Source organism: Oceanicaulis sp. UBA6590 (genome assembly GCF_002433705.1).
Lineage (GTDB): Bacteria > Pseudomonadota > Alphaproteobacteria > Caulobacterales > Maricaulaceae > Oceanicaulis.
On sequence record NZ_DJIQ01000022.1, the window covers coordinates 278483 to 300294 of the forward strand.

20 protein-coding genes are annotated in these 21812 nt (G+C 63.7%); 11 read left to right on the forward strand and 9 right to left on the reverse strand.

Going from position 1 to position 21812, the window contains the following annotated elements; all coding sequences use genetic code 11:
* Positions 1-4: 4 nt before the first annotated feature.
* From B2Z70_RS05020 to B2Z70_RS05030, 3 genes are all read right to left on the reverse strand, one after another.
* Positions 5-673 (reverse strand): hypothetical protein, encoded by a 669-nt coding sequence (locus B2Z70_RS05020; RefSeq protein WP_292981731.1) that lies wholly within the window; start codon positions 671-673, stop codon positions 5-7.
* 123 nt (positions 674-796) lie between these two features.
* The gene (gene fliJ / locus B2Z70_RS05025; RefSeq protein WP_009802934.1) at positions 797-1216 is read right to left on the reverse strand and encodes a flagellar export protein FliJ; all 420 of its coding nucleotides are present in this window, start codon (positions 1214-1216) and stop codon (positions 797-799) included.
* A 9-nt stretch (positions 1217-1225) separates the two neighbouring features.
* Positions 1226-2536: a FliI/YscN family ATPase gene (locus B2Z70_RS05030; protein WP_292981734.1), complete on the reverse strand. Its 1311-nt coding sequence runs from the start codon at positions 2534-2536 to the stop codon at positions 1226-1228.
* Between the two features lie 353 nt (positions 2537-2889).
* On the opposite strand from B2Z70_RS05030, the gene B2Z70_RS05035 reads away from it, so the two are divergent.
* The 5 genes from B2Z70_RS05035 to B2Z70_RS05055 all read left to right on the forward strand — a co-directional run bounded on the left by B2Z70_RS05035 (position 2890) and on the right by B2Z70_RS05055 (position 10471).
* Entirely contained in the window at positions 2890-4335 is a 1446-nt protein-coding gene (locus B2Z70_RS05035; RefSeq protein ID WP_292981737.1) for a KamA family radical SAM protein, read from the forward strand.
* 309 nt (positions 4336-4644) lie between these two features.
* Positions 4645-5346, forward strand: a complete 702-nt coding sequence (gene ctrA, locus B2Z70_RS05040; RefSeq protein WP_009802937.1) for a response regulator transcription factor CtrA — start codon at positions 4645-4647, stop codon at positions 5344-5346.
* A gap of 341 nt (positions 5347-5687) precedes the next feature.
* Positions 5688-8333 carry a TonB-dependent receptor gene (locus B2Z70_RS05045; protein WP_292981740.1) on the forward strand — a complete coding sequence of 882 codons (2646 nt, stop codon included), beginning with the start codon at positions 5688-5690 and terminating at the stop codon, positions 8331-8333.
* A gap of 183 nt (positions 8334-8516) precedes the next feature.
* Positions 8517-9515 (forward strand): mechanosensitive ion channel family protein, encoded by a 999-nt coding sequence (locus B2Z70_RS05050; RefSeq protein WP_292981743.1) that lies wholly within the window; start codon positions 8517-8519, stop codon positions 9513-9515.
* Entirely contained in the window at positions 9512-10471 is a 960-nt protein-coding gene (locus B2Z70_RS05055; RefSeq protein WP_292981746.1) for a zinc transporter ZntB, read from the forward strand. The genes B2Z70_RS05050 and B2Z70_RS05055 overlap by 4 nt, the downstream gene beginning before the upstream one ends.
* 18 nt (positions 10472-10489) lie before the next feature.
* Here the strand turns inward: B2Z70_RS05055 and B2Z70_RS05060 are convergent, their stop codons facing one another.
* Entirely contained in the window at positions 10490-11614 is a 1125-nt protein-coding gene (locus B2Z70_RS05060) for a PQQ-dependent sugar dehydrogenase (protein WP_292981749.1), read from the reverse strand.
* Between the two features lie 67 nt (positions 11615-11681).
* Positions 11682-12812: a GNAT family N-acetyltransferase gene (locus B2Z70_RS05065; protein WP_292981752.1), complete on the reverse strand. Its 1131-nt coding sequence runs from the start codon at positions 12810-12812 to the stop codon at positions 11682-11684.
* A gap of 103 nt (positions 12813-12915) precedes the next feature.
* Here B2Z70_RS05065 and B2Z70_RS05070 point away from each other — a divergent pair, with 103 nt between their 5' ends.
* Positions 12916-14403 (forward strand): DNA recombination protein RmuC, encoded by a 1488-nt coding sequence (locus B2Z70_RS05070; protein WP_009802943.1) that lies wholly within the window; start codon positions 12916-12918, stop codon positions 14401-14403.
* On the opposite strand, the gene B2Z70_RS05075 is transcribed toward B2Z70_RS05070, so the two are convergent.
* Complete coding sequence (locus B2Z70_RS05075) at positions 14400-15305, reverse strand: alpha/beta hydrolase (RefSeq protein ID WP_292981755.1); 906 nt, start codon at positions 15303-15305, stop codon at positions 14400-14402. The two genes, B2Z70_RS05070 and B2Z70_RS05075, sit on opposite strands and share 4 nt — an antisense overlap.
* A gap of 125 nt (positions 15306-15430) precedes the next feature.
* Here B2Z70_RS05075 and def point away from each other — a divergent pair, with 125 nt between their 5' ends.
* Together def and B2Z70_RS05085 are read left to right on the forward strand one after the other, a co-directional pair.
* Positions 15431-15958 (forward strand): peptide deformylase, encoded by a 528-nt coding sequence (gene def, locus B2Z70_RS05080; RefSeq protein WP_009802945.1) that lies wholly within the window; start codon positions 15431-15433, stop codon positions 15956-15958.
* Positions 15955-16533, forward strand: coding sequence for a hypothetical protein (locus B2Z70_RS05085; protein WP_292981760.1), 579 nt, complete (start codon positions 15955-15957; stop codon positions 16531-16533). Before def ends, B2Z70_RS05085 begins: the two co-directional genes overlap by 4 nt.
* A gap of 227 nt (positions 16534-16760) precedes the next feature.
* On the opposite strand, the gene truA is transcribed toward B2Z70_RS05085, so the two are convergent.
* The 3 genes from truA to B2Z70_RS05100 all read right to left on the reverse strand — a co-directional run bounded on the left by truA (position 16761) and on the right by B2Z70_RS05100 (position 19480).
* Positions 16761-17522 (reverse strand): tRNA pseudouridine(38-40) synthase TruA, encoded by a 762-nt coding sequence (truA, locus tag B2Z70_RS05090; protein ID WP_292981763.1) that lies wholly within the window; start codon positions 17520-17522, stop codon positions 16761-16763.
* A 2-nt stretch (positions 17523-17524) separates the two neighbouring features.
* Positions 17525-18454 (reverse strand): methionyl-tRNA formyltransferase, encoded by a 930-nt coding sequence (gene fmt, locus B2Z70_RS05095; RefSeq protein ID WP_292981766.1) that lies wholly within the window; start codon positions 18452-18454, stop codon positions 17525-17527.
* A 66-nt stretch (positions 18455-18520) separates the two neighbouring features.
* The gene (locus B2Z70_RS05100; protein WP_292981769.1) at positions 18521-19480 is read right to left on the reverse strand and encodes an SDR family NAD(P)-dependent oxidoreductase; all 960 of its coding nucleotides are present in this window, start codon (positions 19478-19480) and stop codon (positions 18521-18523) included.
* 126 nt (positions 19481-19606) lie between these two features.
* Between B2Z70_RS05100 and B2Z70_RS05105 the strand changes: the two genes are divergently transcribed.
* The 3 genes from B2Z70_RS05105 (at position 19607) to B2Z70_RS05115 (ending at position 21452) form a co-directional block, all read left to right on the forward strand.
* Positions 19607-19978 (forward strand): Kazal-type serine protease inhibitor family protein, encoded by a 372-nt coding sequence (locus B2Z70_RS05105; RefSeq protein ID WP_009802950.1) that lies wholly within the window; start codon positions 19607-19609, stop codon positions 19976-19978.
* Positions 19979-20049: 71 nt separating this feature from the next.
* Positions 20050-20550: a peroxiredoxin family protein gene (locus B2Z70_RS05110; protein ID WP_292981773.1), complete on the forward strand. Its 501-nt coding sequence runs from the start codon at positions 20050-20052 to the stop codon at positions 20548-20550.
* Positions 20551-20642: 92 nt separating this feature from the next.
* Positions 20643-21452 carry a glucose 1-dehydrogenase gene (locus tag B2Z70_RS05115; RefSeq protein ID WP_292981775.1) on the forward strand — a complete coding sequence of 270 codons (810 nt, stop codon included), beginning with the start codon at positions 20643-20645 and terminating at the stop codon, positions 21450-21452.
* Positions 21453-21812: the final 360 nt, after the last annotated feature.

A 21812-nucleotide genomic window follows, 5' to 3' on the forward strand; every position in this document is an offset into this window, starting at 1 on the left:
CTCGCTACCAGCGCGCGTGCAGGCCGACGCCGAGGAAGTGTTCGTCTTCCTCCCAGTCCTCGCGTCCAAGATGAAACTCACGCTTTTCCCGCACATAGCCGAAGCTGGCGTGGGCGCGGTCGGAGAGCTTGACGGCGACGCCCACATGGGTGTCGCCGATCACGGTTTCGGACGAGAAGGGGGCGACCGTGAACTCGCGCAGACTGCCCGGCGAAACGGCATAGCTCTCGCGGCCCGCGCCACCCACAATCCACCATTGCGGATCTGAGACGCCGGTCTCCGGATTGACGCGCACCTGCACGCCAAGCGCCGAGGCGGACCAGCCATCGCCGGATTCCGATTGCGCGCGCGGCGAGATGGCGAAGCCTTCCATGGCGATGTGAGGAGAGGCGATCCGCTCGTCCGGCCTGGAGTTATCGAGATCAACCGTGTGGGACATGACTGCGTTGGCCACACGTCGCGAGGCTTCGGAGATTCTCAGGTCGCGATAGAATTCCGGATTGCGCAATTGAGCGGGATTGACCCGGGGTGTGGGCAGGGCGTGACCGGTGAGCGACGGATCAAGGTCATGGACTGGCGCGTCAGAGGCGGCGCCCGGTACGAAGGCTGCAAACAGGCCGCCGCTCGCAATCATCGCGGCCAGCCCCAGCTCCAGTATGCGTCGTCCCCTCATATCCCCCCCAGGATCCGTCACGTCTGAAGGGGATTAATACTGTGTAAAGGATTGGGATCAAGCCAAAACTCTCCTCTCAGGCGTGGTTGCGCCTGACGAGGGTTGAGAGCCGGGGCGGTCCTGTTACTGGGCGCGTCGACGCATCTGGCCGGCGATCTCGTCCATCTGGGCCTGCTCGGCGGCCTTAAGCGCATCCTGGATGCGGGTCAGGCGACGCTCTTCAAGCAGCTCGTATTTCTTGAGATCGGCAAACGCCGTTTCCAGACGGCCGCGCAGCTCGTCGGCCTGCGCATCCACCTCGCCCAGAGACGTGCGCAGCTTGTCCTTGCGCTGGATCACCGAGCGGGCATAGCTGCCATAGGCGAGGTAGCCGTCACGGTTTTCCTCTGCGATCGCCTGCTCTTCAGGAACGCTTTCCTCGAGCCGGTCGATCTGATCGTTGATCGAGGCGCGGGCGCGCTCGATCTCGGCCATCTGCTTTTGCAGTTCCTCAACCTTGAACCGGGCCAGCCGGATCAGCGGTGCGTGTGAACGTGTCGCCATGTCTTATCCCTATCCATCACCCAAAATCCCGGCCAGGTGTGCGAAACTCTCTCCAATGGATGAGGTCTCGTCTTTTCCCTGTCCCAGGAATGCTTCAAGCGGTTCATTGGCCGCGATCGCCCGGTCCACCTCCGGGTTCGACCCGCTGGAATAGGCTCCCAGTCGGATCAGCTCCTCCATGTCCGCATAGGCGGCGAGGAGTTTTCGAGCTTCACGCGCGAGCGGCGCCTCTTCGGGCGCATAGACTTCGGGCGCGGAGCGAGAAATCGATTTGAGAACGTCGATCGCGGGGAACCGCCCGCGCTCGGCGATCGAACGGCTCATCACGATATGGCCGTCCAGAATACCGCGGACGGCGTCCGCAATGGGTTCGTTATGGTCATCACCGTCCACCAGCACGGTGAACAGGCCCGTGATGGTGCCCGTGCCCTGCGGTCCGGGGCCGGCGCGCTCGAGCAAGCCGGGCAGTTCAGCAAAGACCGAAGGCGTATAGCCGCGCGTGGTCGGCGGCTCGCCCGCGGCGAGGCCGATTTCGCGCTGGGCGAGGGCGAAGCGAGTGATGGAATCCATCAGGCACAGGACATTCAGGCCCTGATCGCGGAAGTATTCCGCCGTCGCCATCGTGGTGTAACAGGCCCGGCGCCGCGCCAGGGCGGGAGCGTCCGAGGTTTCGGTGATCACGACAGAGCGGGCGCGACCTTCAGGGCCCAGCACGTCCTCGACGAATTCGCGGGCTTCGCGGCCCCGTTCGCCGATCAGGCCAATGACGATGACATCCGCTTCAGAGCCGCGCGCCAGCATGGACAGCAGTACCGACTTGCCCACGCCCGAGCCGGCGAAGACACCCAGGCGCTGGCCCAGCCGCATCGGGGTGAAGACATTCATGGCGCGCACGCCCAGATCGAGGCGTTCGCCCAGACGCTGGCGGCTATGGGCGCCCGGCGGGCGGCCTTTGAGGGCGTACTCCACATCGCCCTCGGGCAGGAAGCCCAGAGAATCCTGTGGGCGGCAGAAGCTGTCCATCACCCGACCCAGCCAGGCCTTGTGCGGACGGATGGCGTCGCCGCGCGGATCGAGCGTGGCGATCGCGCCGGGGCGGACGCCGGTCAGATCGTCATAGGCCATCATCAGGGCGGTCTCGCCCCGAAAGCCGACGACTTCGAAACTGGCTTTGACAGGACCGTCAAGATGAGCGCGCGCGCCGAGGGTCAGCGCCATCGCCGGCCCCTCCGCCTCGACCAACAGGCCGTTGACCGCTGATACGCGGCCTTTGAACGTTCGGGTCTCCAGATTGGAGATCCGGTCGATCAGGCTATCCACCGCTCTTCTCGCGTTGTTGCACAGGGCTTTTCCCCGCTTGGAACCCTTGTTTAACCCAAACGCGGTTTCAGCCGCGTAAACGTCGCTGCACGAACTTGCTTTGTGACGCGCGCAATAAACTTCCGTAAGCCGGTTTTCTTTTGAGTGCGAATGGCTATGTTCCCCTTCGGCTCGACGGGCTGCAGCCGCCTGACAGCGTGCTCACGCGCCCGTATCCGAGCCTTTGCGCCAGCAAGGGGTGGTCTTCGAACGAAGGTCCAGGGCGCGTCGAGGGACTGAAATCCGGTGCCTCACCTAGTTTCACATCGCTGGCGCAAGCGCCGCCGCCGAGTATTCGACGACGAGGGAGCCTTATGTCGCTCAACGCCAAGACTGTGCGCATCGCAGGATCGCGCCCGAAGAAAAAAGCCATTTCGCGTCAAAACAAAGATAATCTCTACGGCCAGATAGAAGAGAGCAAGTTCAACCGCTATGTCGTTCACGACCTGCCGCGGTATCGCAAATATCTCGATGAGGGCGGGGCGGAGGTTTATTCCGCCGAGGAGCTGGATGAGCTGGAAGCGGCGGGGGTTTCAAACCGTTTGCCGCCGCGGGCGACGGGCTATTACCTTGATCTCGCCAAGCGCTCGACGGCGGTGAAGAACCTGATCAAGGCGCGTCCTGAAGAGATGGAAGACCTCTCGGGCGAGGCCGATCCGTCCAACCAGCTCAAATACAGCCCCATTCCGGGCCTCTTGCACAAATACGAGCTGTGCCTCGTCTATGTGGTGCGCACCTGTTCGAGCTGGTGCCGGTATTGCTACCGGTCGGACTTCCTGACCGGCAAGACGGGCAAGGACACCGCCTCGATCCACGAGGTGAAGGACTATATCGAGACCCATAACGCCAAGGTCGAACGCGGCGAGATCACCCACAAGCCCAAGGTGCGCGAGGTCCTGTTGTCGGGCGGCGACCCGATGGTGCTGTCGAACCGCAATCTGTTTGACTATCTCAATGGCCTTGCGGAAGCGGGCGTCGAGGTGATCCGCATCGGCACCAAGGAGATGGCGTTCTATCCCGAGCGCTTTGACGACAATTTCTTCCGCATGCTCGATCTCTTCCATGAGGTGCATCCCCAGGTGCTGGTGGCCTTCATGGTCCACTTCACCCACCCCGATGAGTTCCTGCGTCTGGATGTGAACGGCGATTATGTGCGTGATGAGCGCGGTCGCCCGCTGCGCAACCCGCTCGTGGAACAGGCGGCGACCCGACTGCGGGCGCGTCCCTTTGTGACGCTGGAGAACCAGACGCCCATCATTGACGGCGTGAATGACGATGCGGACGCCCTGCGCCTGATGCAGCAGGAGCTCAAGCGCATGGGTGTGAACAATCACTATTTCTTCCAGTGTCGCGAGATCGAGGGCTTCCGCGCCTTCGCCGTGCCGGTCGAGAAAGCCTGGAAGCTGCACGCCGAAAGCCAGCATGGGTTGTCAGGGATCGAGCGCTCGCGCTTCGCCCTGTCCACCGAGGCGGGCAAGATGGAGATGGTCTCGGTCATCGACGGGGATGAGCGTTTGCGTTCGCTGGGCGGCGAGCTGGGTGAGGCGCTGGCGGACGGTCTGGTCGTTTTCCGCCTGCACCGCACGCCGCATTCGGACCGGCAGAGCGACATCGTGATCGCGCGCCGCAATCCCGAGGCTTTGTGGATCAGCGGCTATGAGGATCGCATCCTCTATGATGGCCGGGTGCAGAGCCAGGACGACAAATGGGCGCCGGTTCTGGCGGCGTTGGCGCCGGCGCTGATGCAGGCCGCGGAATAGCTCTGTGGCGTTGAAAACGAGGCCCTGAAAACCGCTGAGATTTTCGGAGTTTTCCACGGATTTGAGAAGCCCTCGCCGGTCTGTCGGCGGGGGCTTTTTTACGATTCGTGAATTTTTTCCAGCACAATCAAGTTCATGATTAATATGGCCTTTAATCTGTGATTCGAGCTGCAGGACTCGATTCTGCCACGGGAGTCAAACAGTCGTTAACTTCCCATAAGGGTTTCTCGCCTCTGATAGCGAATAAGGTTAACGGTTGTGACGTCGCGCGGAGGTGGTGATTCGTGCGTCGGCCATGGGAGGGAACCGATGCGGGTTCTGCTGATCGAAGATGATCGCGCGACAGCGCAGGGTATCGAGCTGATGTTGAAGTCAGAGGGCTTCAACACGTATGTGACGGACCTGGGCGAAGAGGGTGTCGATCTCGGCAAACTCTATGACTATGACATCATTCTGCTGGATCTGAACCTTCCGGACATGCCCGGTTTTGACGTGCTCAAAACCCTGCGCGTGGCCAAGGTCGATACGCCGATCCTGATCCTCTCGGGCAATGCCGACATCGACAACAAGGTGCGCGGCCTCGGTTCGGGCGCTGACGACTACATGACCAAGCCCTTCCACAAGGAAGAGCTGATCGCCCGCATTCATGCGGTGGTGCGTCGCTCCAAAGGCCACTCCCAGTCGATCATCAAGACCGGCGACATCGCTGTGAACCTCGACGCCAAGACCGTCGAAGTGAATGGCCAGCGCGTGCATCTGACCGGCAAGGAATACCAGATGCTGGAGCTGCTTTCCCTGCGCAAGGGCACGACCCTGACCAAGGAAATGTTCCTCAACCATCTTTACGGCGGCATGGACGAGCCGGAGCTTAAGATCATCGACGTCTTCATCTGCAAGCTGCGCAAGAAGCTCGCTTCGGCCACCTCCGGCGATCACCACATTGAAACCGTCTGGGGCCGCGGCTATGTGCTGCGTGACCCGTCTGACGAGATCAGCGCCGCCAGCGCCTGATCCTCTCAGGCATCCTGAGATAAAACCCCTCGGAGCCCGGCTCCGAGGGGTTTTTTCATGGCGTCTGTTTTGAGTGCGGCGCAGCAGGTATTCTGACGTCGGACTTGCATGCAGAAGTGCAGATAAAAGCATAATTGCATTACGTTTGAGAAGTGCAGGCTTCGCTTGCGCAGCAAAATTCCCGAGTGGAGTCGCCAAAATTCTGGTGCGCTGCACAATTGGTTATATCCATATCTGTTCAAGTCTTTACTTGCTTGTGCTGCACAAGCTTCTCTAACCTGTCCGGACACGCCTGTACCAAACAGCGGCGACAAAGCTGCGAGGCGTCGGGGGAGGAAAGAATGAAGAAATCCATCAAGTCCGTTGCGCTTGGCGCAACAGCGCTCGCGGCTGGTCTGACGGGACTGGCGCATGCTCAGCAGCCTGATGTCATCACCGTGACCGCCCAGAAGCGGGAGCAGACGCTTCAGGAAGTGCCGATCGCGGTGTCCGTGGTCCAGGCTGAAACCATCCAGAACGCGCAGATCATCGATGCGCTTGATCTGCAGTCCGTCGTGCCGGCCCTGCGCGTCAGTCAGCTGGAGCGCAGCTCCAACACGACCTTCATCATTCGCGGCCAGGGCAATGGCGCGAACAATCCCGGCATCGAGCCGTCGGTCGCCGTCTATATCGATGGCGTGTTCCGGCCTCGGGCGGGCTCGGTCCTGTCTGACCTGATGGGGATCGAGCGGGTGGAGGTGCTGCGCGGTCCGCAATCGACCCTGTTCGGCAAGAACGCCACGGCGGGCGTGGTGAGCATCATCACCGAGAGCCCGTCTTTCGAGTGGGGCGGAACGGGCGAGGTCACGTTCGGCAATTTCGGCGCGACGATCCTCAAGGGCTCGGTCACCGGACCGCTCAACGAGAATGTCGCCTTCTCCCTGTCCGGCAGCATGAACCAGCGTGACGGATATTACGAGAACAGCGGGCCGGGCGGCGATTTCAATGATCGGGACCGCTACGCCATTCGCGGCCAGCTGCTGATGCTGCCGACCGACAATCTCGAACTGCGCCTGATCGCGGACTATGACGAGATCGACGAACAATGCTGCGGCACGGATCGCGTCACCGACGGCGCCGCCGGCCCCGCCATTCGGGGCCTGCTGGGCGGACAGACCTCGCAGGGCGATTTCGCCTACCGGATCGCCACCGATCTGCCCAACCGGAACCAGATCGAGAATTCGGGGATTTCGCTGCAGGCGGACTGGGAGCTGAACGACAATCTGACCCTCAGCTCGATCACCGCATTCCGTCAGTACGACGATTTCGTCGACTATGAGGGCGACTTCACCGATCTGGATATCCTGGGAGAGAATATCCGGGGGCTGGACGTGAGCACCTTCACCCAGGAATTCCGCCTGACCGGCGACTGGAACAACCGGGCCTTCTTCCTGCTGGGCGCGTTCTATTCGGACGAAGACATGACCGTGGAGGACGCCCGTATCTATGGCGCAGATTCCCGCGCCTATGTGGACATCCTGACCGGCGGCGCCCTGGCGATGTTCGAGGCGCCGCTCGGCTTCGCGCCCGGCACCTTCTATGCCGAAGGCGGCGGGACGCGCTTCACGGCGGAACAGACCGACGAGCAGTTCCAGATCTTCGGCCAGATGGACTTCAATCTGACCGATCGCCTGGTCCTGACAGCGGGCCTGGCTTACTTCGAGACCAACAAGAGCGTTGATTTCACCAATGTGATCCGCACCAACCCGTTCTCGGACCTGAACTTTGTCCAGCTGGGTCTGGGCAGCTTCCTGCAGAGCGCCGGCGTTAATCCCAATGACCCGACGCAGGTGGGCGCCTTTGCGGCCTCCCAACCGGCGATCTTCAACGCCTTCGTCAACGCCTCGACCACGTTCAACTCGGTGGCCCTGGGCAATGGCGGCGTGCTGGTGAACGGCGTCGTGGTGGACCCGGCGACGGGTCTGCCCCTGGCCAACCCGCTTCTGGACTTCTTCCAGCTGGGACTCCAGCCGCTGGGCGCGTTGACCCCGTTCCCGAACTCGGTGGAAGACGGCCAGACCAATGATTCAGACTGGCCCTACACCCTGCGTCTGGCCTACGACGCGACGGACCGGACCAATGTCTACGTTTCCTATGCGCGCGGCTTCAAGGCGTCCTCCTGGAACCTGACGCCGGACACCCGTCCGAATACGGCGGATGTCGCCGCCCTGAGGGCGGCCGGCGAACTGGCGGCGGACAACGCTCTGGGCCTGCCCACGGTGGTGAACACCGCGGAAGCGCTCGGGGTCGCCGGCAATCAGCGCTTTGCCCGTCCGGAAATCACGACCACGCTCGAGATCGGCTTCAAGACCCGCTTCTCCTGGGGCTCGCTGGATGTGGCGCTGTTTGACCAGACCATCGAGGACTTCCAGTCCTCCATCTTCCAGGGCGCGGGCTTTGCGGTGGTGAACGCCGGCGAACAGACCAGCCAGGGCCTGGAGTTTGACAGCACGATCAACCCGCCGGCCATTCCGGGCCTGACCTTCACCCTGTCAGGCATCTGGATGAACGCCGAGTATGACAGCTATCCGGGGGCGCCCGTCGTCACGGGCAGTCCGGAAGACCTGGCGGACGGCGTCGCCAATGGCGTGGGCGATCTCAGCGGCGAGGACGTTGCGGGCATTCCCGAATTCGCCGGCTCCTTCGGTGTTCAGTACACTCGCGACTTCAATGGCGGCGAGGCCTTCTTCCGGGCCGACTACCAGTACGAATCCGAGGTCAAGCTGCTCAACAACCTGCCGGATGACATCACCCGGTCGGTGAACACCATCAACGCCTCCTTCGGGGTGAACCTCGATAACGGTCTCGAAGCCCTGCTCTGGGCGCGGAACCTGAACGAGGACGAGTATTACACTTCGGGGTTCCCGACGACGCTGCAAGCGGGCTCCTTCTCCGCTTATCCAAACCAGCCTCGCACCTACGGGATCACGCTGCGCAAGCAGTTCTAGGATCCTCAAAGGAACCCGTACTCTGCCCCGCCGGGAAACCGGCGGGGTTTTTTCTGTCCTGAGGCGCGTCCAGGCGATGCGGACGCTCAGGTCTGACATCTTCCGGATGTCAGCACGCTGGCAAGTCGGCGAGTCCTGACGCATTTTGGTCGACGGACCGAGTGACAGGAATCAGGACGGACCATGATCGAAGAGACCGAGACCATCGACGAGAAGCCGCAAGGCTCGCGGTTTCGACCGCTCATCCTCTGGGCGCTGTTTCTGGGCCTGTGCGCCATTCTGGTCGCCGGTGTGGCGGGCTGGCTGGATCCGGTTGAACGTCTTCTGAGTTCCGAACGACTGAGCTTCTCGACCGGGGATTTCACTATCACCGCCTATATGGTGGCGCGGGTGATCGTGGTGCTCGCGCTGGTCTACTGGATGGCTGCGGTCATCGCCGGGGTCCTCGACACGCGCATCCGCAGCTCCAAGGCGTTCAAGTCCGGCACGCGCTCGCTGATCGCCCAGATCGTCCGCATCGCCATCTACATCATCGCCGGTCTGATCACGCTGGACGTGGTGGGGCTCGACCTGACCGCCCTGACGGTCTTTGGCGGCGCCTTGGGCATTGGCCTGGGGTTCGGGCTTCAGAAGATCGCCTCGAACTTCATTTCCGGTCTGATCCTGATGGCCGAACGCTCTGTGGAGGAAGATGATCTTGTCGAGCTGGCCGACGGCACGACCGGGTTCGTGCGACGCACCAGCGCCCGCTATGTCCTGCTGGAGACCTTTGACGGCAAGGAAATCCTGATCCCCAACGAGGAGCTGATCACCGGCCGGGTGATCAACTGGACGCTCAACAACACGCGCGGCCGGGTGGAGATCAAGGTGGGGGTCGCCTATGGCTCGGACCTGCACCTCGCCCAGTCCCTGATGCTGGAGGCGGCGAGCGCGCACCCGCTGTGCATCGAGGATCCGGCGCCGCTCTGCGTGATGCGAACCTTTGGCGACAGCTCCATCGACTTCACGCTCTGGTTCTGGGTCAGCGACGTCACCAAGGGCCGCATGGTGCCGCAAAGCGAGGTCATGTTCGCCATTGTCGACCGCTTCGAGGCGAACGGGGTCAGGATTCCGTTCCCGCAACGGGACCTGCACATCATCCCGGGACAGACCAGTTCCGGTGCGGATGGAGCTGACGCATGACGCCCACACCCATTTACGCGTTTGATGTCATGGCGGGCGGAGCAACGCGCCCGGTCGAGGATCTTGGCGCGCCCGCGGGCCGGGAGGTCGTGTATCGCTGGGTTCACCTGGATCGCAGCGCGGAGGGCGTAACCGCCTGGATCGAGGCGCAGGCCGATGCGGTCGTCGCCAGCGCCCTGGGCCGGGAAGACACGCGTCCGCGTGTGGCCGAACATGCCGACGGGCTGATCCTGATCATGCGAGGGGTGAACCTCAATCCGAACTCGGACCCCGAGGACATGGTCTCCATCCGGCTCTGGGTCAGTGACCGGCTCGTGATTTCAACCCGGATGCGGCGTCTGATGGCGGTCGCCGAGATTGCGGACGGTTTCAGGGCCGGGCAGGGACCCGCCACCGCCTCGGACTTCATCTGCGCCCTGGCTCAGGGGCTGACCGCGCGCATGGAGCCGGTGCTCGACGAGCTGGTGGACGAGATCGATGATCTGGAGGAGCGGAGCGTGGACCAGGCGTCCGGTCTGCGCGGACAGTTGGCCGAGGTGCGACGCACGACGATTGCGCTGCGGCGTTATCTGGCTCCGCAGCGTGATGTGCTGGCGCGCTTGTCGGTGGAGGATATCGGCCCGCTGCGTGTGCCCGGTGTCCGCGTCAGTCTGCGCGAGACGGCCGATCAGCTGACCCGGCTTGTGGAGGAGCTGGACATGGTTCGCGACCGCAGCTCGATCCTCAACGATCAGATGGTGGATGCGCGGGCCGAGGAGATGAACTCGGCCATGTTGCTGCTCTCGGTGGTGGCCGCGGTGTTCCTGCCGCTGGGCTTCCTGACGGGGCTTCTGGGCATCAATGTGGGCGGACTGCCAGGCGCCAACTGGCCCTATGCCTTCGCCCTCGTATGCGCCCTGTGTCTCGGTGTGGCGGGCGGTCTGATCTGGTGGTTCCGGAAAAAGGGCTGGCTCTAGAGCCAGCCCTTCAGGATCTTATTCCGCCGGGACAAGCCGCAGCACCGAGCCTTCAAAGTCATCGGTCAGGGTGTAGATGGCGCCGTCCGGGCCCGTGCGCACATCGCGGAAGCGCTGACCCAGATCCTCGAGCAGCGGTTCGACGCTGATCACCCGGTCGCCATCAACTTCCAGACGCTCGATCTTGCTGCCGGCCAGGGCGGAGACGAACAGGTCGCCCTGCCAGTGAGGGAAGCGGTCGCCGGTGTAGAACATCATGCCGGACGGGGCGATGGAGGGATTCCAGTACCAGATCGGCTGGGCGAGGCCCTCGCGTTCACGGTCCTCGGTAATGATCGTGCCGTCGTAATTGATGCCGTAGGTGATTTCGGGCCAGCCGTAATTGGTTCCGGCTTCAAGGATGTTGATCTCGTCCCCGCCGCGCGCGCCATGCTCCAGCTCCCAGACCGAGCCGGTAATGGGGTTGCGGGCGATGCCCTGGGAATTGCGGTGGCCATAGGTGTAGACGCCCGGCGCGCCGTTCTCGATCACCGGATTGTCAGCCGGGATCGATCCGTCGAGATTGAGGCGCACGACCGCGCCCAGATGGTTCTCGGGGTTCTGGGATTCCTGCTGGTAATTGCCGCCTTCGCCCAGGGTCAGGAACAGCGTCCCGTCCGGGTTGAACAGGATGCGTCCGCCAAAGTGGAACCCGCCCGCCTTCTCGAAATTGACGTGGAAGATGTCTTCAACATTGTCGAGCGTGGTGAGGTCTTCACTGAGGGTCGCGCGGGCGAGGGCGGTGTTGTTCGCCTGCGCCGTGCCTTCGGCATAGCTGAAATAGATCATGCGGCTGTCGGTGAAATCGGGCGCCAGCGCGACGTCCAGCAGACCGCCCTGACGTTCCACCAGCAGGTCATCCGGCAAGCCCGAAACCGGGGCTTCGCGAAGCCCGTTCGCATCGATGACGCGCAGTCGGCCCTCGCGCTCGGTGACCAGCATCTCGCCAGACGGCAGGAAGGCGATGGACCAGGGGTATTCCAGCCCGCCCGCGACGGTTTCGACGATGAAATCGGCCTGTTCGGTCTCAATGACGTCCTGGGCGAAGGCGGCGGAGGACAGAGCCATGAGGCTCAGGCCGGCGATGGCGGTGGAACGGATCATAGTGGTCTCCCCGTAAATGGTTTGCCGGGAAGATAGGCGATCAGGCGCTGAATGGAACCGTTAAAGGCTAGGCCGTCAGTCGTTGCGGCGCCTTGAGGAAGGCTTCGCCCATATGGTGGACGCGCCGGACCAGGACCGGTTCGGCGGCGGCGGTTTGGGCCCAGCGGCGGCGCAGCTTCAGGGGCGCATTCGCCAGCGGGCCAGGCAGGAGACGGGCGGCCGCCTCCGCGCCATCCCAGGCGAGAAGACTGGCCATGGCCGCGCTCGGCTTCATGGCGCGTCCGCCTGAGAGCGCCACCTCGTAATCGGTGTAGGCGGCCTTGTAGGCGTAATCGCCGCCGCCCAGGTCGATGCGGTTGATGCGCATGTTGGGCGCGGCCTCGATGATGCCCTGAAGCAGCAAATGGCCGGGCGACACGGCGCGGAAGGCCGGATCATAGGCGGGCATCCAGGAATGATACACATCGCCTGCGACAATCCCCATTTCCACCGCCGCCAGACGCTCGCCCAGATACAGGGAGGCGACGAGGCCGCGGAACGGACCGAAGCTGCGCGCGGCGCAATTGCGGATGACGGAGTCCACCCAAGCGACGCCAAACAGATCCAGCAGGCCCGTATCGCGATATTGCTGGCTCTTCCAGGTGCGCAGCGTGTCGAAGTGATCGCCCAGCGGGTCGCCAAACACCACGCGGATCGGTCCGAATTCGCGCTCGGCCTTGCGTTGACGCTGGCGCAGCTTCTTGAAGTGCTTGTGCTGGGTGGCTTCCTTGCGCGCCATCCAGCTGTCGAGGCCCTCGCTTAGATCAATGATGGAGGAGCGGGTTTGCGCGCGGGTCTTGCCCAAAGGCTGACCCATCCAGTTGTCATAGACCAGCACATCCGCGCCCATGGCGGTCAAAAGGTCTTTTTCATCCACCCTGAAGCCGGGAACGGCCGCGAACCCCTGATAGTCTGACAGCGGCGCTCCCACCGGGCGCGCAATGCCGCCCTGGGGGGCGTGATAGGCGAAATAGCCAATCGGGGCGCTGTTTTCCTCGGCGATGATGACGCGCACATCATGGCGCTGGGCATCCACCATCTGGGCGAAATCGGGCAGGAGATAGGGGCTGACAAGACGCCCATCCGGACGCGCCAGTTCCCGCCACCGGTCCAGGTCCCGGATGCCAAGCTCGGACAAAGGCGTATCAAACAGGCGCATATTGATCCCCCGAAAGTCGTCTTTCAGGTGAAAATGCAAGGCGCGCGCCGAACGGGACTCATGTATGGTCCCGTTTCGTTCTGGTCTGATGTGAAGGTGCGCCATGGATCCCGTTTCACTTGCTCTGATCGCGCTCGGCGGCGCCTGTCTCATTCTGGGCGGGGTGAGCGTGGTGCTTCTGCGCAAGGCCTGGGGGGAAGCCGATGGTTTGCGGACTCGTCTCAGTGAGATGCAGGCGGAGCTGTCAGAGGCGCAGCTGGAATTGCGCGAAGCGCAGACCGAGCTTCGCCAGATCGAAAGTCTGAGGGTCGACCTTGAGAAGACCCGGACAGTGCGGGATCAGGCGGAACGCGAACTCGCCAGCGCCCGCACCCAGGCCGACCGCGTTCAGGGGCTTGAAGAGCAGCTCGAAGCCACCCGGCAGGCCGAGCAGCGCGCGTCATCGGAATTGCGGGCCCTGCGCGAACGGCTGGAAGAGCGCGATGCGGCGGTGAAGGCCGAACGCGAGCGCCTGACCGCGCTGAGCCAGGAGATGCAGGACCGCTTCAAGGCTCTGGCGGACGAGGCGCTGGACGTGTCCTCGAAAAAGCTGCTCGAACAGGCTCAGCAGAGCTTCAAGACCCAGCATGAGAAAGCGGAGGGCGGGGTCAAATCCCTCGTCGATCCGATCCGCGAGCGGCTCGATAAATTCCGCGAACAGGTGGAGAAGATGGAGCAGGATCGCGCCCGCAATTCCGGCGCGATCGCCGAGCAGATCACCAAGCTCAGCCAGGGCCTGAATGACCAGCACAAGGAAACCGCAAAGCTGGTCAACGCCCTGCAGCGCAAGTCCACAACGCGCGGTCAGTGGGGCGAGCGCACGGTCGAGAACATCCTCGAGCTCGCGGGCCTCACCAAGAACATCGATTACGACGCCCAGCACCAGACCCGCGACACGGACGGGGCGGCGCTGCGGCCGGATTTCGTGATCAAGCTGCCGGGCGGCGGGCGTTTCGTGGTGGACTCAAAAGTGGCGCTGACCGCCTATCTCGACGCTGTGGAAGCCGAGGATGAGGCGAGCCGCCGTGACGCGCTGCGCCGTCACGCCCAGCAGGTGAAGACCCACGTCAAACAGCTGGCGAAAAAGGAATATGCGGCCAGCGTGGATGGCGCGATCGATTTCGTGGCGCTGTTCATACCCGGCGAGAGCTTCTATTCCGCCGCCATCGAGGAAGATCCGGCCCTGTTTGACGACGCCATCAAGGCCAATGTGATCATCACCACGCCCGCAACCCTGCTCGCGCTCGCCAAGGCCGTCGCCTATGGCTTCCGGCAGGAGAAGCTGGAGCAGAACGCCCAGAAGGTCGCCGCCCTGGGCGATGAGCTGTTCACGCGCCTCAATACCTTCTCCGACCATCTGGGGCGTGTGGGGGCGGGCCTGAAATCGGCGACCGCCAATTACAACAAGGCGGTGGGCTCGTTTGACAGCCGGGTGCTGCCCAAGGCGCGCGACATGGCCCAGCTCAATGGCCAGATGAAGCAGATCGAGTCTCCGGCCCAGGTCGATGAAGCGCCAAGGCTCCTGACCGGCCCGGACGAGGAGAAGGCCTAGCCTTCGCTTTCTTCCTCGGCAGGCGGCTCCCCGCCTTCGATCAGATACCAGGGCGCCTCGCCATACTCATAGGGCGGCAGGGCGAACAGGGTGCGGAAGGCATCGAGCGCCGCCGGGTGGAAGATCGTGGAATGGCTCTCGGTGTCTGACCGGTCCACATGGGTCCAGTCGAGGCCTTCAGGCGCATCCTCACGCAGCGCCGCCAGAAGCCGGTCGAGCCCGGCCTGCATGGTCCCGCCTTCATCGGCCATGGTCAGATAAAGATGGCGTTCGGCGTCATCGTGTTGCGCCAAGAGCGCCGGAGCGGCCTTGCTCGCGGCCTGATCATCCCACCACAGCGACGGGCTGACCGCGATATAGTCGGTGAAGCTCGATGGGGCGTTCAGGAAGGTGTCGGTGACGAAGAGACCCGCCAGGGACTCCCCGATCAGCGCGCGGCGATCCGACACCGGGTAATGCGCCTCCACATAGGGGATCACTTGCCGGGTCAGAAAGGCGAGAAAGGCTTCCGATCCGCCCTGTTCGGGGAACTGGGCCTGATAGCGCGGGTCTTCCGCAGGACGGGTCAGGTCAAAGAGCCGGGTCCTGGTCTGAACGCCCACCAGCATGAAGGGCTCATACTGCCAGCTCAGCGCGCCCAGCTGGGCAAGGCCGGCCATGTGGACGAAGTCCTGATCCTGCCCGCCATCAACGAGATAGACGACGTTGATCGGCTCTTCGAGCTGATCGAGGAAAGGCGGGACCCAGATATTCACTTCGCGCTGATCATTCAGGCTCGGCGCATCGAGAACCACGCTCACGCCGATGGTCACAGGGCTTTCGGAGTCCGGCTCGGGCGTCTGGGCGAAGAGAGGTGTCGCGGCGGTGAACGCCAAAGCGCAGGCGAGCAAGACGGTTTTCATGATATCCCCCCAGACTGGTGTTTGAGGCAGGCTATACGCTTTGCGCGCGGGTTCCAGTCTGATCGCGTCCAGGCGCGCAGCGCGATGCGCTTGAACCAAACCCTTTGCGGGATTACCTATCAGGCATGGCTATTCGAGAGATACTCACCGTTCCCGATCCGCGTCTGAAGCTGGTGTCCAAGCCGGTCGACGCGGTGGACGACGCGCTTCGCGCCCTGATGGATGACATGGTCGAGACCATGTACGCCGCCGACGGCATTGGTCTGGCGGCGATCCAGGTGGGCGTGGACAAGCGCGTCATCGTCATGGACCTGTCGGACGAGCGCAATGATCCGCGCTATTACGTCAATCCGGTGATCACCCCGCTGACCGAAGACCTCAAACCCTATCAGGAAGGCTGCCTGTCGGTCCCGGATGTGTTTGACAGCGTCGAGCGGCCCAAGAAGGTGAAGGTCGAGTATCTCGACTATGACGGCGAGAAACGTGAAGAGATCGCCGAAGACCTGTTCGCGGTCTGCATCCAGCACGAGATGGATCACCTCGAAGGCGTCGTCTTCATCGACTATCTGTCGCGCCTGAAGCGGGATCGCGCGGTCAAGAAGGTCCAGAAGCTGGTCAAGCAGCGCGGCGCCCCGACGGAAGCGGCCGAGTGATCGGGTTTCGCTTCGCGCTTCTGAGCGCGCCGCTGGCTCTGGCAGCCTGTGCGCCTGCCGCCCAGCCCGAACCGGATCTGTTCGAGCGCCTGAGCGCCTATTGCGGGCAGGCCTTTGAAGGCCGGGTCATCTCTGATGATCCGCGTGACGAAGCGTTCGCCACAGAGCGTTTGGTCATGCATGTGCGTACGTGCGGCGAGACGCAGATGCGCATCCCCTTCCATGTGGGCGAGGATCGCTCTCGGACCTGGGTGATCACGCGCCTGCCCGAGGACGGGCTGCGGCTCAAGCATGATCACCGCCATGAGGACGGCTCTGAAGACGTGCTGACCCAGTATGGCGGCGACACCGACGGTCCGGCTGGCCCTGTGCGTGCGGACTTTCCCGCCGATGCGGAGAGCCAGGCCCTGTTCGAGCGCGAGAACATTCCCGCCTCTATGGCGAATGTCTGGTCGATCACGCTCGACGATGACAGCTTCACCTATGCGCTCGATCGCCCGAACCGGCATTTCGCGGTGGAGTTTGACCTGACCGAACCGGTCGAGACTCCGCCCGCGCCCTGGGGCGCGGAGTAGGGGTTAATCCTCAAACCTCTCATCCTGTCATCCCCCGGCTTGTCCGGGGGATCCATTCCGGTTGGTCCGATCACAGGTCACGGCATGGATTCACCGGATAAACCGGTGAATGACATTTTGAGAGAGTGAAACCCCGGCCAAGCGCAGCGCAGAGCCGGGGCCTCCATCAGGATAAGGCGCGATGCGCGGAACAAGGTCCCGGGTCTTCGCTTCGCTCGCCCGGGAATTCACTCGGGAAGCTCGAACCCGTCCGGATACGCCACCAGCGACAGGTAGAGCCCGTCCGGCGGGGCGACAGGGCCGCAGCGGGAGCGGTCGGCGGCGTCAAGCGCCGCCTTGAAATCCTCTGGCGTCCATTTGCCCAGACCCACCTCGACCAGCGAGCCCACAATCGAGCGCACCTGACGGTGCAGGAAGCTGATCGCTTCCACCGTCACATGGATTTCTTCGCCGGAGTGGAACACCGCGATCTTGTCGAGTGATTTGACCGGGCTGTCGGCCTGACACTGGCTGTCGCGGAAGGTCGTGAAATCATGCGTGCCGACCAGATGCTGGGCGGCGGTGTGCATGGCCTCCACATCAAGCGGCTGATAGACGCGCCAGACCTGACCGCGGGTCAGGGTGAGGGGCGCGCGCCTTGCGTGCAGGCGGTAGATATAGCCGCGCCGGTGGGCCTTGAAGCGGGCGTGAAACTCGTCCGTGACGCGCACCGCCTCGACCACCGCAATGGGGTGGGGTTTGAGATGATGATTGATCGCGTCGCGCACCTTGTCGGCGGGGAGATCCTTTTCAAGATCCACATGGGCGACCTGACCGAGCGCATGGACGCCGGAATCGGTCCGCCCCGCGCCATAGACCTCGCGCGGGCCGCCATCGAGCTTGGCGGCGGCCGCTTCCAGCGCGCCCTGCACCGAGGGGCCATTGTCCTGCCGCTGCCAACCCACGAACGGGCCGCCATCATATTCGATGGTGAGCTTGTAGCGCGGCATGGCTAGGCCAGCACCGTGCCCTTGGGCACGTCCACGCCGTTGAGGAAGGCCTTCGCGTCCATCACGCCCTTGCCCTCGCGCTGAAGGCGGACCAGGCGCACAGCGCCGCGCCCGCAAGCGATCAGAAGCGAGTCATCGAGCGCTTCGCCCGGCTCGCCGTCGCCGGCTTCCGGCTGGGCGAAGTGGACCTTCACCCGCACGGGCTTGTCTCCGGGCAGTTCAAAGTATGCGCCGGGGAAGGGGGAGAGGCCGCGGATATGGTCCGCCACCTCGCTGGCGGGTTTGGACCAGTTGATGCGCGCTTCCTCACGGGTGATCTTCTTGGCGTAGGTGACGCCCTCCTCGCTTTGCGGTGCGGCGTTGAGCGAGCCGCGCTCAAGCGCGGCGAGGGTGCGCGGCCATAAAAGCGCGCCTGTGCTCATCAGCCGGTCATGCAGGCTGGCGGCGGTGTCGGTCTCGGAAATCGGGACCACTTCGCTCATCAGCACAGGGCCGGTGTCGAGCCCGGCCTCCATCTGCATGATCTGCACGCCGGTCATCTCGTCGCCCGCCATGATGGCGCGCTGGATGGGCGCGGCCCCCCGCCAGCGCGGCAGCAGCGAGGCGTGCAGGTTCAGACAGCCAAGGCGCGGCGCGTCGAGCGCCTGCTGGGGCAGGATCTGGCCGTAGGCGACAACGCAGGCCGCATCGAGATCGAGGCTTTCAAACTGGGCGATGACGTCAGGATCACGAAAGCTCTCGGGCGTGTGGACGGTCAGCCCGAACTGCTCGGCGAGCTGATGGACCGGGGTCTTCACCAGAGTCTGGCCGCGTCCGCGCGGACGTTCGGGCTGGGTATAGACCGCAACCACCTCATGACCCGCGCCGACAATCTCGGCGAGCGAGGCGGCGGCGAAATCCGGAGTTCCCATGAAGGCGAGGCGTAAGGTCATGGCGGAGCGTCTTGGCTGTTGGAGTCTGGGCTTGGACCTAAACCGAAGCGGGGCTCAGTGAAAGCCTCAGGCGGCCTTCAGCCCTGTAATCTCCTCGCTCAGCGTCCAGAGCGTCCTGGCCGTTTCGGCGTTGCGGATGTGCGGATGCACGCCGTAGAACGCGCCTTCGGGCGGGTTCGGGGCGGCGATGTTGCAATCCTCGCAATAGACGCCGCCGCGCGCATCCAGCACAGGAGAGGTCGCGGCCCAGAGCGTGGTCGATGCGCCTTCCTCCACCGTCTTGAAGACCGGGTTCAACACGCCGTTTTCATCAAACCATCCCAGGGCGCGCATTTCGGCCTCGGGCAGATCGCGCTGCAGTTCGGTCATGATCCCGCCCGGATGGACCGAGAACGCCTTCAGGCCGCGCGGCTCATACCGTCGGTTCAGCTCCAGCGCGAACAGGGCGTTCGCGCTCTTGGACCGGCCATAGGCGGGCCATTTCTCATAGTCCGCATCACGCCAGTTCCAGTCGTCCAGATTCACATCGCTGATGCGGTGGGCGAGAGAGGACAGCGCCACGACCCGCGCGCCCGGGCGCTTGAGCAGGAGATCGCAAATGCGCGCGAACAGGGCGAAATGCCCCAGATGATTGGTGGCGAACTGGCTTTCCCACCCTTTTGAATTGCGCCGCAGGGGCGTCGCCATGATCCCGGCGTTGTTGATGAGGATGTCGATGCCGTCCGGGGTGAGGTCCCTGAGCGCCTGGGCGCCTTCCGCGACGCTGTCAGGCTCCATCAGGTCCAGCTTGACGGTCTCGACCCCGAGCCCGTCCAGGGCGGCTTGCGCCTTGCCTTCAGAGCGTATGGTGACGATCACACGCGCACTAGCGCCGACAAGGGCGCGGGTGGTTTCAAGTCCGATGCCCGAATAGCCTCCTGTGACGATGACGGTCTTGCCCTTCAGATCGGCCGCCGCGGCGACTTCAGCGGCGGTGGAGCGGGCTCCAAACGGGCTGGGTACGGGATGCTGGCGATCATCGGACATTCAGGAACCTCCATGCAGACTGGGCGTTGCAGTGTTGCGCGAACAGGCGCTCGACGCCAGAGTTTGACGGACGCTGATCATGACAGGCGGGCACGGGACGCAAGCCGCAGCTTCAAGGGGACGCAGATGCGAATTTTCTTCATGGTTCTTGGAATGATGGTGCTGGGCGCCTGTAGCGCGACTTCTCCGGGCGATGCGCCGATCAATGGCGGCCCGGACAATGACTGGCGCGTGGTCGGCCTTGGGCAAGCCTGTGGCGGCATGGCCGGGATCATGTGCGAAGGCGAACAGACCGGCGCCGCCTATTGCGCCTACGCCCCGACCGCCCAGTGCGGTGCGGCGGACCAGATGGGAACCTGCACCGCGCGCCCGCAAATGTGCACCCGGGAATACCGTCCGGTCTGCGGCTGTGACGGCCAGACTTACGGCAATGCCTGCACGGCGGCCGCCGCCGGCGTCAGCGTTGTCAGCTCTGGCGCCTGTGTCGCCGGTCGCTAGTCGCGCAGCTGTGTAAAGCCTCTTTCATGACTTCGGGCGCCTCATTCCGATCAGGGAGAGGGGCTGAAGTCATGAAGGTCATACTGGGCCAGCGCATTCCCGACGTGAATGTCGGCCATCTCGACGAGGCGGGCTTGCCCGTTTCGATCAGCTTGCGCGGCATTCTGGATCAGGGGACCCATATCGTTATCGGGGTCCCCGGCGCCTTCACGCCGATTTGCACCAAGCGTCATCTGCCCCGCTTCATCGAGAAGGCGCCTGCGCTGAAGCAGTCAGGATTTGACCAGATCAGCTGCATTGTCTCCAACGACCCCTTCGCGGTGGACCAATGGCGCCGCCAGATCGACCCCGAGGGACGTCTTCAGTTCTATGCAGACGGACCCATGGCGTTCTCGCGTTGGTTCGGCCTCACCGAAACCCTGCCTGACCATCTGCATATGGGCGAGCGCAGCAAGCGGTATCTGCTGATCGTGCGCAATGGCGTGGTCCAGCGGGTGAATATCGAACGGACCGTCATCGAGTTCACCTGCACCGGCCCGGAGGATCTCGATGCCGACTCGCTGGCGTTCTGAACCCGGTCTGCGCGAAGGCGGGGATTGAGCCCTTCCTGACCTTTTCGGGCCCGCCCGGGGCGCTTATAGCAGCGTCCCAAAGGGAGGCGCACATGGCACGACTTTCAGGCAAGCAGGCATTGGTCACCGGCGCCGCGCGCGGCATAGGCGCAGCGATTGCGGAGCTTTTTGTCCGCGAGGGCGCCGAGGTGCTGCTCACCGATATTGATGGCGCAGGCGTCGAGGCGCTGGCCGCGCGGCTGGGCGAGCGGGCCCATGCGCGCACGCTGGACGTCAGCCATGAGACGCACTGGAGCCAGGCCGCCGAATGGGTCGAGCAGAGCTGGGGTGGTCTGGATGTGCTGGTCAACAATGCCGGCATCACCGGCTTCGCCCAGGCGCCCGGTCTCCATGATCCCGAACATGTCTCGCTTGAAGCCTGGCGCACCGTGCACCGGGTCAATACCGATGGCGTCATGCTGGGCTGTCAGTGGGCGATCCGTTTGATGAAGGCGCGCCAGGGCGGCTCGATCATCAATCTGTCGTCACGCTCGGGCGTGGTGGGCATTCCCGCCGCGGCGGCCTATGCCGCGTCCAAGGCGGCGGTGCTGAACCATACCCGCACCGTGGCGCTTTATTGCGCGCAACAAGGCTACGCCATTCGCTGCAACGCCATCCTGCCCGCCGCGGTCCTGACCCCGATGTGGGAGGACATGCTGGGCGAAGGCGAAGCGCGCGACCGCGCCGTCGCAGACGTGGAGGCGGGCATTCCCATGGGCCGGTTCGGACGGCCCGGGGAAGTGGCCGAGACGGCGCTGTTCCTCGCTTCGGAGGCGTCGAGCTACATGACCGGTACGGATTTGCATCTGGATGGCGGCATCCTCGCCGGCGCCGCGTCCTCGCCTAGACGGGCGGAGGAGTAGAGGCTTTTCAGCACCCTTGTCCCCGCCGCGATGCGGCGAGGGCATGAGCAGGGCGCGCGGGAGCAGTCCGGGCGATTATAGGTCTGTTTTATTGTTGTTATGGAGCCCGATAAGGCTCCCGCGCGCGGTGGTGTTTTCTACGGCCTCGACCGGCTTGCTGACGCCAGTTCTACGCAGCCTGTCCAAGCTGGACGTTTGTCAGACGTCCGCCCCAGGGATTCCTGCCCCAGGGGCGCGGCTCCAACAGGATCGCCGGAATGTACGAAGTCCCGCCTTTTCGCTGCAGCGCGGTGCGTTAAACCGCGCCCGCTCGGGACACCACCACCCCTCCCGAACCCAACGCGCCGGCCGCCCGCTCTG

Excerpts from the sequence above, each read along its gene's own strand:
- B2Z70_RS05100 (WP_292981769.1), bottom strand. The coding sequence starts at position 19,480 with ATGTCCGATGATCGCCAGCATCCCGTACCCAGCCCGTTTGGAGCCCGC.
- B2Z70_RS05050 (WP_292981743.1), top strand. The coding sequence starts at position 8,517 with ATGATCGAAGAGACCGAGACCATCGACGAGAAGCCGCAAGGCTCGCGG.
- B2Z70_RS05055 (WP_292981746.1), top strand. The coding sequence starts at position 9,512 with ATGACGCCCACACCCATTTACGCGTTTGATGTCATGGCGGGCGGAGCA.
- fliJ (WP_009802934.1), bottom strand. The coding sequence starts at position 1,216 with ATGGCGACACGTTCACACGCACCGCTGATCCGGCTGGCCCGGTTCAAG.
- B2Z70_RS05110 (WP_292981773.1), top strand. The coding sequence starts at position 20,050 with ATGAAGGTCATACTGGGCCAGCGCATTCCCGACGTGAATGTCGGCCAT.
- B2Z70_RS05045 (WP_292981740.1), top strand. The coding sequence starts at position 5,688 with ATGAAGAAATCCATCAAGTCCGTTGCGCTTGGCGCAACAGCGCTCGCG.
- B2Z70_RS05070 (WP_009802943.1), top strand. The coding sequence starts at position 12,916 with ATGGATCCCGTTTCACTTGCTCTGATCGCGCTCGGCGGCGCCTGTCTC.
- truA (WP_292981763.1), bottom strand. The coding sequence starts at position 17,522 with ATGCCGCGCTACAAGCTCACCATCGAATATGATGGCGGCCCGTTCGTG.
- B2Z70_RS05115 (WP_292981775.1), top strand. The coding sequence starts at position 20,643 with ATGGCACGACTTTCAGGCAAGCAGGCATTGGTCACCGGCGCCGCGCGC.
- def (WP_009802945.1), top strand. The coding sequence starts at position 15,431 with ATGGCTATTCGAGAGATACTCACCGTTCCCGATCCGCGTCTGAAGCTG.
- B2Z70_RS05035 (WP_292981737.1), top strand. The coding sequence starts at position 2,890 with ATGTCGCTCAACGCCAAGACTGTGCGCATCGCAGGATCGCGCCCGAAG.
- B2Z70_RS05105 (WP_009802950.1), top strand. The coding sequence starts at position 19,607 with ATGCGAATTTTCTTCATGGTTCTTGGAATGATGGTGCTGGGCGCCTGT.
- B2Z70_RS05075 (WP_292981755.1), bottom strand. The coding sequence starts at position 15,305 with ATGAAAACCGTCTTGCTCGCCTGCGCTTTGGCGTTCACCGCCGCGACA.
- ctrA (WP_009802937.1), top strand. The coding sequence starts at position 4,645 with ATGCGGGTTCTGCTGATCGAAGATGATCGCGCGACAGCGCAGGGTATC.
- B2Z70_RS05065 (WP_292981752.1), bottom strand. The coding sequence starts at position 12,812 with ATGCGCCTGTTTGATACGCCTTTGTCCGAGCTTGGCATCCGGGACCTG.
- fmt (WP_292981766.1), bottom strand. The coding sequence starts at position 18,454 with ATGACCTTACGCCTCGCCTTCATGGGAACTCCGGATTTCGCCGCCGCC.
- B2Z70_RS05060 (WP_292981749.1), bottom strand. The coding sequence starts at position 11,614 with ATGATCCGTTCCACCGCCATCGCCGGCCTGAGCCTCATGGCTCTGTCC.
- B2Z70_RS05020 (WP_292981731.1), bottom strand. The coding sequence starts at position 673 with ATGAGGGGACGACGCATACTGGAGCTGGGGCTGGCCGCGATGATTGCG.